This is a genomic window from Paenibacillus agricola (assembly GCF_011440305.1).
Taxonomy (GTDB): domain Bacteria; phylum Bacillota; class Bacilli; order Paenibacillales; family NBRC-103111; genus Paenibacillus_S; species Paenibacillus_S agricola.
On sequence record NZ_JAAOIW010000008.1, the window covers coordinates 263,353 to 279,704 of the forward strand.

The following is a 16,352-nucleotide window of genomic DNA, read 5'->3' on the forward strand; positions in this document are numbered from 1 at the left end:
TCACTCCTCCAATTTAGTTCCGCAATCTGAACAGAACTTGGTTCCAGGCTTATTCTCTGTGTGGCATCCAGGACAAGTTTTATTTAACATGGATTTGCCGCAGTTTGAACAAAACTTGGCATTCTCATCCACTGTTGTGCTGCATGAGTAGCATTCAATTTGGGCAGTTGCAATCTTTTCTCCACAGCTGCAGCAAAATTTAGCTCCTGCCTCATTCATTTCCCCGCACTTTTTGCATGATAGTCCTTTAACCGGATTATTCATCACTCTACCTGCCGTGTTGGAAAATAAGTTACCCATCGCCAGACCCGCTCCAGCACCAAGACCTAAACCCATACCAGCCGATGCTATACTTCCTCCACCTTCATTGCCAGCTGCAGCTTCCATGACATCAAATGAGCGTTTAACCTGATAACGATTATCTCCTATAATGTCGAAAGCGGCCTTTTCACCAAGTATTTTATTAATCGTTTCAAAATCCTCATCGGGAAAATTAATCGATGACAAATTGAAATTGACAATTTGTATGCCAAAGCGCTCAAACTCACCGGAAAGGCTTTCCTGAGATGTCTCTGATAAATCCTCCAGCAGTGGGGCTATTTCAAGCACAGAAATTTTTTTATTAATAATGGTATCTGCAATAATGGTTTTAACCTTAGTTACAGTAACACCTTTAAAGAAATTCAATACTGCATCATATTTAACGATCTGATCATCGCCAACAGCACCTATGATCTCTGTTAAAAACACACGGTAGTCCGTAATTCTAATTCCAAATTGCCCGAACGCGCGCACTCGCATCCTAACCAAATATTTAGGGTCGATTAAACTGATCGGATCACTCGTTCCCCATAAGACATCAAGTTTCACGGTTTTGTTTATAAAGAACACTTCTGCAGTGAAAGGGGTCCTGCCACCAAAAGGAATATTAATTAAGGATTGCAAAATGGGGATATTTGGGGCGTTAAGCGTATAGGTACCTGCAGAAAAAAAGTCTAGCGCTTTGCCACCTTTAACAAAAACAGCTATTTGACCTTCACCGACAATAAGTTGTGTACCATAAACAAAACTTTCCCCAGGATACCGATAAACCAACCAGTTACGGTTGGCTATTCCATTAAATTTTATGACATCAATAATTGCCAAAATTATCTCACTCCCACTTTGCCGCTTCCAAACTTTGTCTCCTAATTGTATTACACCTTATCTCTTTAAATCAATTATTAATTTCAATAAATGTCAGATGATAGCATTGTGATCAGGAGCCATCCTACACAAATATTCCCATAGCGGTATCCGCAAAAAATGGCGCAGTCCGGGGACCCTATCAAACTCCCCGTTCAGCGCCATAACTATATCGTTATACTTAGGCAATGCGTCACGCAGTTCTGTTGCAGCATTGTCTATTCATCGAAATATTTAACAAGTGCCTGAGTGCCAAGATCGCCCATTCCACGTTCTTCAAGAGCTTTATACATAGCTAAAACATTATTCAAGACTCTAAGGTCTAGATTCGTATTTGAAGCTTCATCAGCTGCTATCAACAAGTCTTTTACATAATGTTTAATAAAGAAGCCGGGATTATAATTGCCTTTAAGTATGTTTTGTCCGTTATTTGTCATCTGCCAACTACCCGCTGCACCTTTGCTAATACTTTCAAGCATGGTCCCAACATCAAGGCCAACCTTTTGGGCGTAAATTATAGCTTCACTTGTGCCGGCAATCGCTCCTGCTAAAGCAATCTGATTTGCCATTTTGGTATGCTGACCGTAGCCTGCGCCGCCTTCATAAATAACATTTGTGCCCATAGCTGCAAAAATATCTTTACAGCTTTTAAAAGCCTCCTCATCTCCACCGACCATTATGGATAATGTGCCTGCTTTAGCACCAGCGTCTCCTCCGGATACAGGAGCATCCAAGGTGAAAATGCCACGTTGTTTCGCCTCAGCATATATCTTTTTCGATTGTACTGGACTTGTAGTTGTCATGTCGATCACATATGCACCTCTTTTGACATTTTCAATAATGCCATCTGAGCCAAAATATACCTCATCTACATCTTTTGGATAGCCCACAATAGTAATGACAGCATCTTTGTTCTCTACGCAAGATTTAATACTGTCACACCAGATTGCCCCTTCATCAATCACATCTAAAATTTTGCTTTTGGTACGGGTATAAACGGATACATTAAAACCATTTTTAATTAAATTGCGTACCATTGATTTCCCCATAATACCTACACCAATAAATCCAATATTTTTCATTGCCTAACATTCCTCTCATAATTAATTATTTAATAATTTCAAAGCATTCCCATGTATCGAGTTGGTCTACTGTAAAGTGATAGCCGTCATCTTTCTTAACAAATGGTATGTCCTTATTTACAATTAATCCTTTTACCGAGCTGATACTTGTAATGTTTAGGGTTACGTCAATATTAAATAGTGGCGTGACATTCAATAATGGTCGTTTGCCAGCACCATTTGTCAGATGTACAACCATTGCATTCTCATCTTCAAACATTGTGATATATAAGCCCTGCATAGAGGTAGTTTTAATTGTAGGTGCGCCTATTAAGTTATAAATCAAATTTCTAAGCACAACCAGATGGTCTACAATTTGGTAGTCGGCATAAAGCTTTGCTATATCAAAAGTAATCGTAGCTACCCGCCCATCCCCGTATTGGTTCATCAGGCATATTGGAATATGGGTATGGCTTGTAAGCATACTCGCCCGTTCTGGAGGAGTAAATGCTTCACTTGCTGGAACATGAGGAGGGACAAGGGTGGCAAGCAGCTCCGCGCTTTCCGGCGTACAGTAGAATACCTCACCACGGAGTGCACTAAACACGGTGTTTTCAAGCCCATTTTCACTTAAAAACTCTCCAGCAGGCTCCATCCTGAAATAGGAAGCATCTAAATAACTACTTCTAACACCATAAGGCTTGATGCCGCACATTGGATACATTTCTAAAAACTCATCTTCTATGCTGCCTTCATAAATTAATTTACCTCCTGAGGATACGTATTCTTTGAGGCTATCAAGAACTTTTGCTGTCATTTTATATCCATTTGGTTTGACAATAAGCTTAAATTCTGACATCTTTTCAAATACGGCATCTTTTTCGATTAAAACGGAATAAGGCATTTGAATATCCAATAAGACATTCATCCAGGTTAACTCATCATTGGAATTGGATTGGGGATCAATCTCGTTATATAGAACAGCAATATCGGAAACTGCGACTTTACCCTTCATAGCGGGATAAGTAAGTTTTGCACATTGGTTGGCCCAGGTTACATTGTCAATAATCCGCTTATCTAGTATGGTGTCGGGAATACCGGTTAATGAATGGATTAATGTTGCACCATTAGCAGGAATCTGGCTGAGCCAGAAAGCGTACTCAACCGGTGGAAGCCCGACATGACGCCAATCAAGTCCGGGAGCTGAATGGACGAAACCCCATGAAGGATTACCTTTTGAAAAAATATCGCACAGCTTCATGCGCACAGCTGGCTGCCACACCTGAGTCAGACCTTCAGACAAAGAGTTCCTTGCCTCAGCGCATATAATATCAGCAACAAAGCAATCCTCGGTAACATTTTCAAACATATAGTATAAAATTAATGGAATGTCTTTATTTACCTTTTTAATTACATCGTAATACTTCGATATATTCTCTTTATACTGGATAGTATTCCACCCTGAATTAAACTCTCGCGGATTATCCGGCATATTCTCGTTAAAAAGCTTCAAATATTTCCTTCTGCAGTTGTCGCACCAACAATTTCTTGGGTGAGGTCCATTGATAAAAACCCCATCTATCTTGTATTTGGTGAGAGCTTCACGCATCACAGGCACGCCAACAGCTTCGTTACGATAGGGCGCGTTGATGCAGGTCTGATAAAGAAGCTGCCAGCCACCAGGGCGATGAGCTCCAATTATGTTTGGCTCGCGATTTGTTTTTTGGACAAACCATTCTGGGTGATCATCATAAATGTAATCAACCGCAGTTCCAAAATCAAAACGGGCGATAAATTTCATCCCCTTTTTGTGACACTCATCGATGACCTCCTCAAGAAGTGTAGGGTATTCAGCTAAAAAATCTCCATGATTATGATATTTTATTTCACTGGGGTACCATGCATAGATGCCGCCCACATTAAAAATCAGCGCGTCAGCTCCCATATTGTATACCTGCTCAGCCAATTCCTTCGGTTTAATTTTAACTGCATCCTTTATTTGCAAATTCGTCTGTACAACCGTTATAAGCTCATTCCACCACATCCATATTAGCTCCTCTATTAATTATTATCCTTTGAGCGCACCGGAAGCGATACCCTTTACAATGTTCTTCTGCAGAAATAGATAAAGGATAATCACAGGAAGCATAGCGAGTATGTATGCTGAAAACGCCAGCTGCCATTGAGTACCAAAGGACCCGTGAAAATGGTATTGAGAGAGAGGTAAAGTCTGTTTATTTGCATCTGAAATAGTAAGCAGAGGCAATAGAAAATCATTCCACAAATCTAGTGAATTTAATATGACTACTGTCGTCGTAATTGGTTTCAGTAAAGGGAACACAATATTCCAAAAGGTTCGGAATTCTCCGGCACCATCTAACTTTGCCGCATCAATGATTTCACTCGGAGTGCCTCTGATGAAGCCTACATAAAGAAAGATAGAAAACGAAATGTCTCTGCCCCAATAAACCAGTATTAGCCCGAGGCGTGAGTTCATGAAACCCAAATCAGCAATAAGCTTCATTAGGGGTACCAGTGTCATATGAAAAGGAATCATAATTCCGCAGACAAATAATAAATAGATGATCCCATAAGCCCTCCCCCTTGCTTTTGCCAGGGGATACGCCGCAAACGCAGAGATTAAGACAATGCCTAATACGCCAAGTCCTGTGATAAATAAGCTGTTCATAAAGACTGTTGGGAATTTCATTGTGTTGAAAGCCTCGGCAAAGTTTTCAAGGTGAAAACTTATGGGGAAACCGGACGGGTCCATAAGTGCCTGCCTTGCGGATTTAACAGAAACAGACACAACTATATAAAATGGATACATAAATAGTAGAACGATCATAATCATCACTAATTCAACTAAGACAAGGTAAACCCGGTTAGCATTAAGCGGCTTTTTATGTTTTACAGTATTTTTATCAAACACTGGCTTTATCCTCCGCTTTTCTAAATATTGATATTTGAATTAGCGAAAAAACTACAATAATGGCAAACAGCAATACGCCTACTGCCGATCCATAGCCTGCATGGAAGCTGTTAAAGGATTCTTTGTAAATGACAAGAGAAACAACCTCGCTTGCATTCCCAGGCCCGCCATTTGTCATGGCAAAAATAAGATCGAACTGTTTGAATGTACGCAGGAGTGCGATAACCAAATTCACAGTAAACGCTGGAACCATAGACGGCACCGTTATGTATATGAATTTTTGCCAGCGGGAGGCGCCATCTACCATTGCGGACTCATATAGGTTTTGGTCTATAGTTTGTAATCCTGCCAGATATATGACCATATACCAGCCGGCAGTTTGCCAGATTGTAACAAATGAAACTGCAAAAAGCGATGCCTTTGAGCCTAAAATGTTATTGGAAAGCAGTTCAATACCCAGCTGTTTGCCCAAATGGGCAACCGGTTCTGTGAAAATAAAACTCCAAACATAGCCAACAATAAGAGAGCTAAGTATGCAAGGAATATAAATGAGTACTCTTAGGATATTTTTTGATTTTATCTCGCTATCCAAGCCAACAGCAATAAAAAGAGCCATAATGTTTACAACAACAGTTGTAAGAAATGCGTAGATAAAAGTGTTTTTAAGGGGCACCAATACCCGTGGGTCTGTGAAAATTGATTGATAGTTGTCTAGACCAATAAACTTATAATTTGCGTCCATTCCTGTCCAATTCGTGAGGCTATAATACATACCGCCAAACATAGGATAGATGACAAAAATAAGATATAACACAACAGCCGGTACCAGCATCAGCATAAACACAGTATGATTCTTTAAAAGCTTTTGTATGATCATAGCGGCACCTTCACGTTCAGAATACGGACAACGAAGCGGAGTTTGTGCTCCGTTGTCCGGTAGACTTTAATCAATGTCTGGGATTATCATGCAAGAAATCTTTAACATACTCGGCATTGATCTGCATTAAACGCTTATGCTCTTTCTCAATGAAGTCTAAGGCAGTAGTCTTATCTAATCCGCCAAGCCAATCCTGTACTGACTTTTTCATAACATCTTGAACGCCCGGCACCCATTGGCGGGAATAAAAACCAACAGATTTTTTATTATCGATATAATTCTTAAAGACGTATGTCAACGCAGGATCTAAATCAACCTTTGCGCCCAATACGGATGGGAAGGTTTTTGTTGCGTTGTTAAAAATGGCTGCACCCTCTTTTGATGTAAGGAAATCTACAAACGCCAAACTTTCTACTGGATATTTGGTTGAAGATGATATTGAAATAGCATTGTCGTAGTCGGAATTCGCCAAAGTGTCAGTGCCTTCCATTGTCCATGGCGGCGGAATAACCATATAATTACCATCTGGGTTTGCTGCTCTTAGACCGACAAGTCCGGACGCATTATTTATAAGGTATGCGCCCTCCCCAAGGGCTAGCCTTCTAATAGCCCCATTAAGGTCAAGGCCAAGAGTATCTTTGTTTATGTACTGCTTAAACGATGCATAGCCGTCAATAATTCGCTGCATTTCAGGGCCGTTCCAGCTATTTTTGCCTTCTAATACGTCTATATACCAATTCGGATTTTTCCCATAGATGTTCAAATAAATCGATTGATACACATATTGAGAAGCTGGGGAAAGCTCTTTGCCGCCTACAATAACAGGGCTCTCAAGTCCAGCCTTCTTAAATTTTTCGCATATCTCGATAAACTCTTTAAGTGTTTTCGGGATCTCGGTAACACCATATTTTTTCATGACATCTGTATTTACAATAATACCCGCAACGCCCAGAACAAGCGGGACGGAAAACACTCTGCTTTTGTATGAATAACGGCTTTTGTCACCTGCTGATATTCTATCAATAAAGCCTGTGTCAGTGAGGTCTGTTATGATCCCTTGAGATGCATACAGAGCGGTAACTGCACCTGCTTGATAAAGAAGCAGGTCAGGAACATCCTTTGCAGCAATTTTAGCTGCCATAATTGAATTATATTGGTCAGGCGTTGAAGCAATAATGGACTCAATGGAGACATTTGGATAAGTCTCATTAAACTTTTTCAAAAGTTGGGGCATCGCTTTTGCTTCATCAGCTGTGCTAAGGAGTTTGAGAGTCACAGGAGTCTGGGCTTTAGGTGGTTTTGTAGCAGCAGCCGGTGTTGTCTTTGAGTCTGATCCCGGAGCAGGCAATACAGTCGTCTGGGTACAGCCAGCAAATAACGTAAGTGCCATCATACATACAATGAATAAGCAAAGCAGCTTTTTCACATTAATCCCCCCCATAAAAATTTTTTAAGCATTGCTTTTCTTCAAACTCCCATTATGAAATTTGTAAATTTAAATCAATCTGCCTTCCCGACTAAGGTGCACTCTTAATCAAAGTAGGCCTAAGAACTGTTGCTATGTTCAACATACAGCGCTTTTAACAAATTTAATAGTATCAGTTTTTGTATTCATGTGGCATTTGTTGATTTTCAGGCCTTTTATTCGAAGTATTTAATAAAAGGGCCCGTTTTGTCAAAAAGCCATTTTAATAGGACATACACATTGTCTTTCAAGGCGAATGACAAACGATTGGCCGTCTTGCACATAGCGATCCAACCGCTCCATCTTGCCGTAAGCACGGTCTTCCACAAGAATGTAGCGGTCATCGGCTATTGAGTCGAGATGCGATTCTAGTTCGCTTTGATATCATTTGAACGTGCTAAAGTAGAGAGTTGAAGCATGGTAGGAAAAATGAAGCATTAAACATGGATATATGAAACGGCTCCATGGAAATAGTTAATCATCTTCACCCTGACATCGATTATAATTCGATTAGAGAAGTTGTTTTAAATATCCACTTTTAGATCAATGGCAAGGAGGATACTATGAATATTAACAATCGGATTAAGGCGATGCGAAAGAATAAGCTATTTTTAAAAATTCTCATGTACTTCCTCTGTTTGTTGCTTCCAATTTTGGTAATAGGCTTTATTGCTTATTTCAATTTGCTTCAATGGTTGGGGCAGGATGTATCGACCAAGCTGGTTAACAACCTAACGGCAAGCTCTAAAAAAATAGACGATAACCTGGAAATGGCGCAGTATACCCAAATGAATCTGCTGTTCAATGGCGCTGTGCAGCAAAATCTGCACCCTTATCAGGAACTTATATCACAAAATAAAAGCAGTCTGCCTCAGCTGATTGCGGCGATTGCCTACAGTCGGAGCATTGTGAGCTCGATAGTGGATACTATGTATTTATATATCGATAATAAAAGGATTTATCGCAGTGACGGTGCAGATGATTTCAACTTTTTTTTCGATAGTGTGCGCCGTTATGAGAAATATGGGGCATCATTTTGGCAAAATAAACTGCTTAACAATCATAATTTTGAAGTGTTAGAAGCAAGCGATGTAAGTACATTGGGATCTGATACAAAGAAGAAGGTCATACCGATTCTGTCCGCTCAATATATAGAGGGGCATATGACGGTGCTGGTATCGGATTTATCCGTTCATGCGATGTCTAAGCTGATGGTGGACAACTCACTCTTTCCCGATACCCGGTTTTTTATTATGGACCAACAGGGTCGTTTAATTGTAGATACAGAATCCTTTAGCGAAGCGGAAATTAACGAAATAACCGCGGGATTCTATTCAGACCAGAGCCCAACACTAAAGATGAAGTTGCAAGGACAGCCTTCACTCGTAGCCCGTGTGTCTTCCGAAACTATCGGATGGTCGTATTATTCCATAACACCAGAAACGGCATATAATTATCAGGCCTCCAGCATGCTAAGCTTTATTTTTTGGGTATGCTTGATTCTGATCGTGTTCGGTGTAATCCTCTCCTTAATATTCAGCATCAATTTATATAATCCGATTCGCAATATGCGCGACGTGCTGATTCAAAGTGAAACGACGAAATCCTGGGATGATGAGATGGGGGGCAACGAGCTGGCGGCGATAGACAGAGGTATCCGGAAATTGCTGGAGACGAACGAGATCGCTAACCGGAGGTTCAGCTTGTTTTCAAGCGAGTTTCTGGATAATGCTTTTACCTCGCTGATACGAGGCGTTCCGCTTGTTCATCAGGAATCATTTTATCGGATGCTGAAAGAGGTTGGTTTTGAAAATGGTCGTTATTTATGCTGCTGTATCTTGTTCCGTTTCCGGGATGCCTTTTATGATGAGATTCAGGATACGGAACGATTCATCATATTGGAGAAGCTTAAAAAGGTGATTTGGGGGGTGTTGCAGCAGCACGTGATCTGCTATTTGATCGAGTATGAGCAGAATACGTATGTGAGCATCGTTAAACTGGACCCGAATAGCGATAAAAGCAAGCTGATGAAAGGCCTCGAAAATATTAAACAAACCTTCGGCTACGATGTCAAATATTGCGATATGGTTATCGGTGTAGGCAAGGACTATCAAGACATTCAGGACATCGTGAAGTCCTACTATGAAGCCATTACAGCGATTGGCAATAAACCGGATCATGGCGATATGGTTATCATGGATGCCACCCATTTACAAATCGAACACAGCTATTACTATTCCTTTCTGGATGAAAATAAAATCATCAACGGTTTGAAATTCGGAGACCTTGAGTTTCTCGAAAGAAGCGTAGATGAATTGTTCAAAATGAATAAAAACCGTGGGGCCTCGCATCAATATTTAGATGCTTTGCTCTCGGAGTTGTTCAGTACCGGAAATCGGTTTTTGGCTGGAAAGAAACTCGATCTGCATTCTTTTCTGTCCGAGAAGGAACACCTATCATTTTCCAGTAAAGGGCTGCTGCCGCATGAGTTTCATGCGAGAACCAAGCTGTTGCTAACGTTTTACCAGCGGATTATCGGTCAAACAGCAACGAAGCCGAAACGCAAAACGAATCAAGTGGTTCCCCTAATCGTGGCCTATATTAACGAGCATTACTCGGAAAACCTGTATCTCGAGATGATCGCCGATGAGATGGGGATGTCGCCCAAATATATTTCCCGTATATTCAAAGAGACAACAGGACAAAACCTCACAGATTATATCAGTTTGATCCGCATTAACAAGGCAAAGCAATATTTGTCCGAGACAAGTCTGTTGATCAGCGATATTTCAACGAAGGTTGGGATTCACAGCCGCTCAACCTTTTTACGACTATTCAAAAAGTATGAAGGCATTACCCCGATGGATTATCGAATCGCCTTTGAACGCGAGAGTCCCTAATTGATAGATCAGGTTCGTTACAGAGAGCTTGATGGATAAGGCAATACAGAAAATTGAACACAGTGGACAAATGACACATCGGCGTGAACCCGGAAATTTAGCACATCGATGTGTTTCTTTGCCTCTTTATCTATAGCGACCATAAGGTTTACAGTAAAGCTACTCCGAACAAAGATAGGCGCATTAGCATCGAGAGGAGGCTTCGGTAACAAGCAATAGAATAACAACAGCCATACGAGGAGGAGTCTACATGTTAAAGAGCACCAACAAAACGATTGCCGTTCTCTTGTCTTCTATTCTCGCTACAGGAACTTTAGCCGCCTGTTCCATCACGAAGGAGCCGGACAATAAAGCTGCTGGCGATAATAAGGAAGCTGCCACAACGATTACCATTAAGTGGATGAGAGCTGAAAATCCCGCACAGCCAATTATTAAGGATTCTGCAGTGATTAAGCAGCTTGAAGTAAAAACAGGAGTCAAGATTGATCTGGAAGCGGTACCGGGAAGCAATTTTGATGATAAGAAAAAGACATTATTCGCGACCAATAACATTCCAGATGTTATGAAGGTCTCCCAGACGGATGTTTCGAACTTTGCCGATACAGGTATACTGCTGCCGCTTAACGATTACATCGATAAATATGCACCCAATTTCAAAAAAATTATGGAGACGACTCCGGAGATCAAAAAATTGATGATCAATGGTAAGCTATATGGCTTCCCCTATCTTCACAGATGGCAGATTGATTATGGCCAACTGCCGATGATTCGTGTTGATTTACTAGAAAAAAATAATATCAAACCGCCTGCCACCTTCGATGAGATGTATCAAGTGTTAAAAAAGCTAAAAGAAATATACCCTGATTCATACCCCATGACAACCCGCAACGGCGCGAAAAACTTGCTGGAGATTCTATCTTTCAGCTTTGGCGGCGGCTATAACATTTACTATGACCCTCAAAAAAAGAAGTATCAGTTCGGAGCCCTAACACCTGAATTCAAGGATACGCTAGAATATTTGCATAAGCTTTATAAGGATCAGCTATTGGACCCTGATTATGCAGTCAATACCGCGCAAACGTGGCAGGAAAAGCTGAGCTCGGGAAAATCATTTTATTTCCATGATAATATTACGTTTGCGACCAACTTTACGAAATCACTGCAAAGTAAGGAACCGCAGGCTAATTTCGATTTGTTACCAGTGTTAAGTACAGCTAAAGGTGTCAAGAGAAACTTAATGTACCCATCCGGTCATTTAACCGATGTTCAAGTCATTAGTGCCAAAACTAAAGACCCGGTTGCAATAGTCAAGCTTATGGACTACATGTACAGTGAAGAGGGCGCCGATTTGACTAACTTTGGGATCGAAGGCCAGCATTATACGAAAAAAGGTAGTGAGTTTGTGATCAATGATAGCTTTCTGAACCAGTTTAAAGATAAGCAGGACCCTTTCCGTGCTATGCAATCCACGATAGGAACCGGTTTTTTGAGTTTAGCGCTACTTGCTGACGATCGCCCGCAAGCCGTTGTTTCACCACCGGAGCTGTTGAAGTGGGATAAAACGGTGAAAGCAGCTCAGGTCAGAGGCGAGCTGTTTGCCCCACCATTGGACCCTCAATTTACAGAAACAGAACGTGAGAAGCTAAAGAAGCTCCGGTCTCAAGTAGATACACTTCTGGAACAAAGTGTGAATAAGTTCATCATGGATGATGGAGCGTTTAACGAGTATGACAGTTTTATCCAGCAACTGAAGGATAAAGGCGCTATAGAAATTGAGGGAATTTATAATGATGCCAACTCCCGTGTAGGAAAGTAATTGGTTTGGAGTTTTAAGGAAGGAGATGGCCCGATGCAAAACGCATTACAGGCAGCAAAGCTTGACGTGCAAGTAAGCGAGGGAAGGCTTAAGTACGCTGGAAAACAGATTCATAAAAATTTGGTGCTTTACGCAATGTTTCTACTTCCGGCACTTTATTTTATCATCTTTCACTATATTCCAATGTTCGGAAATCTAATGGCTTTCGAGGATTATAATGCATTCAAGGGATTTTTCGGGAGTAAATGGGTGGGCACCAAGCATTTTGAAGCTTTTTTATGGGATCCCTATTTTTGGAAGCTAGTCCGCAATACGCTGCTGTTGAATGTATATTCGCTGATTTTTTATTTCCCGGCGCCGATTCTGTTTTCGCTGCTGTTGAATGAGCTTCGGCATCGGCTGTTCCAACGCTTTGTGCAAACCATTACTTATATCCCGCATTTTCTGTCCACCGTTGTGGTCGTTGGGATTGTTGTGAACCTGTTGTCGTATGACGGTCTGATCAATCAGATGCTGGCCTTTTTCGGTGGGGAAAAAATATCGTTTTTGATGAAACCCGATTGGTTCCGTTTTATTTACGTAAGTTCTGAGATCTGGCAGGGGGTCGGGTGGGGGACAATTATTTATCTGGCTGCATTGGCTGGTGTTGACCCTCAGCTTTACGAAGCAGCTACACTGGACGGAGCCGGGCGCTGGAGGCAGATACAACACGTTACGCTGCCTGGCATCCAGCCTATCATTACCATCATGTTTTTACTGACGCTCGGCCAGATTCTATCTGTCGGCTTCGAAAAAATTCTGCTGCTGTATAACGGCTCCACCTATGAAACGGGAGATGTCATCCAAACGTTTATTTACCGACGTGGTCTGCTTGACAGTGATTTCAGTTTCGCATCGGCTGTCGGTATTGTCCAATCACTGCTAGTGTTTACGTTGATCGTCACCGCTAATAAAATTTCCAGAAAGTTCAGTGAAACGAGTCTTTGGTAGGGAGGAGGCAGACCATGAGAACAAAAAGATTCGGTATGTTCGATGCCTTTAACTTGCTTGTCATGCTGGGCATGCTTTTCGTGACGCTTTATCCGCTCTATTACATGTTTATTGTGTCCATTAGCTCAGGGACTGCCGTTTCCAGAGGTGATGTCATTTGGACACCTATCGATATCAGTTGGCAAGCCTATAGGATCGTGTTTAATGATCCTTCTATTATGAGAGCTTACGGCAATACGTTTCTATATACCTCTCTTGGTGTAGTGATTAATCTTTGCATGACCTCTCTTTGTGCGTATCCGTTGTCGCGAAAGGGCTTTTGGGGACGAAGTGTATTTTCGCTGCTGATTGCTTTTACGATGTTTTTTGATGGTGGACTGATTCCGCGCTTTATGGTCGTCAACGAGCTTGGGATGATCAATACGATGTGGGCACTCCTGCTACCGACGGCGATTAATGTATGGTATATGATTTTGATGCGCACATTTTTTCAGGGCATACCGGATTCTCTTCATGAATCGGCTAATATAGATGGAGCAGGCGAGCTGCGCATTTTTCTCCGCATTGTGCTTCCGTTATCTACGCCGGTTATTGCCACAATGATTTTGTTTTACGCTGTCGGGCATTGGAATGCATTCTTCGCAGCATTAATCTATTTGAATGATAAGGACTTATTTCCTTTGCAAATAATTTTGCGAAATATTGTTATTCAGGGTGATATGTCAAGTCAGGGGCTTGATATGGGCGGGATCATGGGATCTTTGGTTATTGCTCAAAACATTAAGTACGCAGTTGTTTTTGTAGCTATTGCTCCTATTCTTGCCGTGTATCCGTTTGTTCAGAAATATTTTGTGCAAGGTGTTATGGTCGGTTCGGTTAAGGGCTAAGGCAGTTCTACTACAAATTATAGGAGGATTATAGAATGAATATTACATCTCAAAAGCAATATATATTTGAAGATGACCGCCCTTTTCCAAGCTGTCATGCTTCCACGTTAGTTATACTGCCGAACGGAGACGTGCTTGCTGCATGGTTCGGTGGACTTCATGAAAAAGCAAGCGATGTAGCAATTTGGATGTCGCGTAAGACCGGCGAAGTATGGTCAGCTCCTTATAAAGCAGCGGATGAAGAAGGCATTGCCCATTGGAATCCGGTTCTTTTTGACGATGGCCACAAGCTGACTCTTTATTATAAGGTCGGCCATGAAATCACCGAATGGTTTACACGGGCTATCCATTCCTTTGATGGTGGACAGACGTGGACGGAGCCGAAGGAGCTCGTTGAAGGCGATATCGGCGGACGGGGGCCGGTTCGCAACAAACCGATTTCCTTAAGCGATGGTACGATATTGGCTCCTGCTTCAGTGGAAAGAAAGGATCCGGATGTGCCGGGCAAGGAAATTTGGGAAGCGTTTGTTGATATTTCACACGATTCGGGTTCTACCTGGAAGCAGAGCGGCCTTGTGCCCATGGAAGTCTCCAAGCTTGTAGGGACACAGTATTCGCGTGCCAAAGGTTTTATTCAGCCAACATTATGGACGTCGGGCAGCACGAATGTCCATATGCTGCTGCGCAGCACAGAAGGTTTTATTTATCGCAGCGATTCAGAGGATAGCGGAGAAACTTGGTGTATGGCCTATCCAATAGACCTGCCTAACAACAACAGTGGGATTGATGTTGTGCAGATGGATAGCGGGGTACTAGCACTTATTTTTAATCCGGTGACCGGATATACCACACGCAGTCCCCGTACACCAATAGTCATCTGCCTTTCTTCAGACAACGGATTGACCTGGATGGATGAGATCAAGCTCGAAACTGAGCCTGGAGAGTATTCATACCCGGCCATTGTTGCCAAAGATAATGAGCTTTACGTGACTTATACATGGAAGCGGGAACGAATCGCTTTTTGGCAGCTAACTTTGCAGCCGTAAGTGGTGAAAGAGCCGAGGAGCTGAATTTGAAGTTCGATTAGTTGAACTGTGGAACTAGGCAGAAAACGATAGAAGGTTACAGTAAGTTCGAAGGTTGCAACACTTTGCTGAAGCAGATAACTCAGGAGGAGTAACATTATGAATTCAATCAAACAAGCTGCCGCTATCGGATTTATCGGTACGGGAGTTATGGGAAAAAGCATGGTTAAAAATTTGATTAAAGCAGGCTACAAGCTGCACGTCTACAGCCGCACCAAATCCAAGGCTGATGAACTGCTTGAAATAGGTGCGGTCTGGCACGATACACCGGCTGAGCTGGCGCGCGAGGTCGATGCCGTTATAACGATGGTCGGTTATCCGAGCGATGTGGAAGAGATATATTTGGGAGAAAAGGGAATTGTTCGCAACGCCAAGCCGCAAACCTTCCTTATTGATATGACGACATCAAGTCCGTCGCTGGCTAAGAAGATCGAACAGAAAGCGAAGCTTTATCAATGCTGCACTCTGGATGCCCCTGTATCCGGAGGCGATGTAGGTGCGCGTGAAGCAAGACTCTCCATTATGGTAGGCGGCGAGCAGGATGTGTTTGATGCCTTCAAGTCCGTTTTTGAAGCGCTTGGCCGCAATATTGTTTATCAAGGACAAGCGGGCGCAGGACAGCATACAAAAATGTGCAATCAAATTGCGATTGCTTCGAATATGATGGGTGTTTGCGAAGCGTTGATTTATGCGAAAAAGGCCGGACTGGATCAGTCAGTTGTGCTCAAGAGCATAGAGTCGGGGGCGGCGGGCAGTTGGTCCTTAAGTAACTTGGCGCCAAGAATCATCAACGGAGACTTTGAGCCAGGCTTCTTCATTAAGCATTTCATCAAGGATATGGGTATCGCCATTCAGGCCGCGGATGAGATGGGGATTGAAACGCACGGTCTGAAGCTGGCTAAATCGCTGTATGATCAGCTGCAGGAAGCGGGCTATGGAAACAAAGGCACGCAAGCGCTGTATCATATTTACAAGTAAAGCATATTCCTATTCAATATATTTAATCCGGAGGTTGCACATGGACACATCCTGCTTGCAATACAGCTTAACTGACGAAGAACGCCGGAGTCCATGATTCAAGGGATACCCAGTTCGTCCAAACTAAAAACCGACCACTCCCGCAAGGGAAACGGTCGGTTTTTTTGCGTAAATGA

General features: G+C 42.2%; 12 protein-coding genes. 6 read left to right on the forward strand and 6 right to left on the reverse strand.

Going from position 1 to position 16,352, the window contains the following annotated elements; all coding sequences use genetic code 11:
- The 6 genes from G9U52_RS21960 to G9U52_RS21985 all read right to left on the reverse strand — a co-directional run bounded on the left by G9U52_RS21960 (window position 1) and on the right by G9U52_RS21985 (window position 7,481).
- The gene (locus tag G9U52_RS21960) at window positions 1-1,146 is read right to left on the reverse strand and encodes an SPFH domain-containing protein (protein ID WP_166152792.1); all 1,146 of its coding nucleotides are present in this window, start codon (window positions 1,144-1,146) and stop codon (window positions 1-3) included.
- A gap of 257 nt (window positions 1,147-1,403) precedes the next feature.
- Window positions 1,404-2,267: an NAD(P)-dependent oxidoreductase gene (locus G9U52_RS21965; RefSeq protein ID WP_166152793.1), complete on the reverse strand. Its 864-nt coding sequence runs from the start codon at window positions 2,265-2,267 to the stop codon at window positions 1,404-1,406.
- Between the two features lie 25 nt (window positions 2,268-2,292).
- Window positions 2,293-4,290 carry an alpha-amylase family protein gene (locus G9U52_RS21970; protein ID WP_166152794.1) on the reverse strand — a complete coding sequence of 666 codons (1,998 nt, stop codon included), beginning with the start codon at window positions 4,288-4,290 and terminating at the stop codon, window positions 2,293-2,295.
- A gap of 24 nt (window positions 4,291-4,314) precedes the next feature.
- Window positions 4,315-5,178 (reverse strand): carbohydrate ABC transporter permease, encoded by an 864-nt coding sequence (locus tag G9U52_RS21975; RefSeq protein ID WP_166152795.1) that lies wholly within the window; start codon window positions 5,176-5,178, stop codon window positions 4,315-4,317.
- Window positions 5,171-6,055: a carbohydrate ABC transporter permease gene (locus G9U52_RS21980; protein WP_166152796.1), complete on the reverse strand. Its 885-nt coding sequence runs from the start codon at window positions 6,053-6,055 to the stop codon at window positions 5,171-5,173. Before G9U52_RS21980 ends, G9U52_RS21975 begins: the two co-directional genes overlap by 8 nt.
- Before the next feature lie 70 nt (window positions 6,056-6,125).
- Window positions 6,126-7,481 carry an ABC transporter substrate-binding protein gene (locus G9U52_RS21985; RefSeq protein ID WP_166152797.1) on the reverse strand — a complete coding sequence of 452 codons (1,356 nt, stop codon included), beginning with the start codon at window positions 7,479-7,481 and terminating at the stop codon, window positions 6,126-6,128.
- 602 nt (window positions 7,482-8,083) lie between these two features.
- On the opposite strand from G9U52_RS21985, the gene G9U52_RS21990 reads away from it, so the two are divergent.
- The 6 genes from G9U52_RS21990 to G9U52_RS22015 all read left to right on the forward strand — a co-directional run bounded on the left by G9U52_RS21990 (window position 8,084) and on the right by G9U52_RS22015 (window position 16,176).
- On the forward strand, window positions 8,084-10,420 hold the full coding sequence (locus G9U52_RS21990) for a helix-turn-helix domain-containing protein (RefSeq protein WP_166152798.1): 2,337 nt from the start codon (window positions 8,084-8,086) through the stop codon (window positions 10,418-10,420).
- Window positions 10,421-10,670: 250 nt separating this feature from the next.
- Window positions 10,671-12,236 carry an extracellular solute-binding protein gene (locus G9U52_RS21995; protein ID WP_166152799.1) on the forward strand — a complete coding sequence of 522 codons (1,566 nt, stop codon included), beginning with the start codon at window positions 10,671-10,673 and terminating at the stop codon, window positions 12,234-12,236.
- A 33-nt stretch (window positions 12,237-12,269) separates the two neighbouring features.
- Window positions 12,270-13,226 (forward strand): ABC transporter permease, encoded by a 957-nt coding sequence (locus G9U52_RS22000; protein ID WP_166152800.1) that lies wholly within the window; start codon window positions 12,270-12,272, stop codon window positions 13,224-13,226.
- Window positions 13,227-13,240: 14 nt separating this feature from the next.
- Window positions 13,241-14,113, forward strand: a complete 873-nt coding sequence (locus G9U52_RS22005; protein WP_166152801.1) for a carbohydrate ABC transporter permease — start codon at window positions 13,241-13,243, stop codon at window positions 14,111-14,113.
- Between the two features lie 35 nt (window positions 14,114-14,148).
- A complete protein-coding gene (locus tag G9U52_RS22010) occupies window positions 14,149-15,159 on the forward strand; it encodes a sialidase family protein (protein WP_166152802.1) in 1,011 nt (336 codons plus the stop codon).
- Between the two features lie 138 nt (window positions 15,160-15,297).
- Entirely contained in the window at window positions 15,298-16,176 is an 879-nt protein-coding gene (locus G9U52_RS22015) for an NAD(P)-dependent oxidoreductase (protein WP_166152803.1), read from the forward strand.
- The last annotated feature ends 176 nt before the right edge of the window (window positions 16,177-16,352 follow it).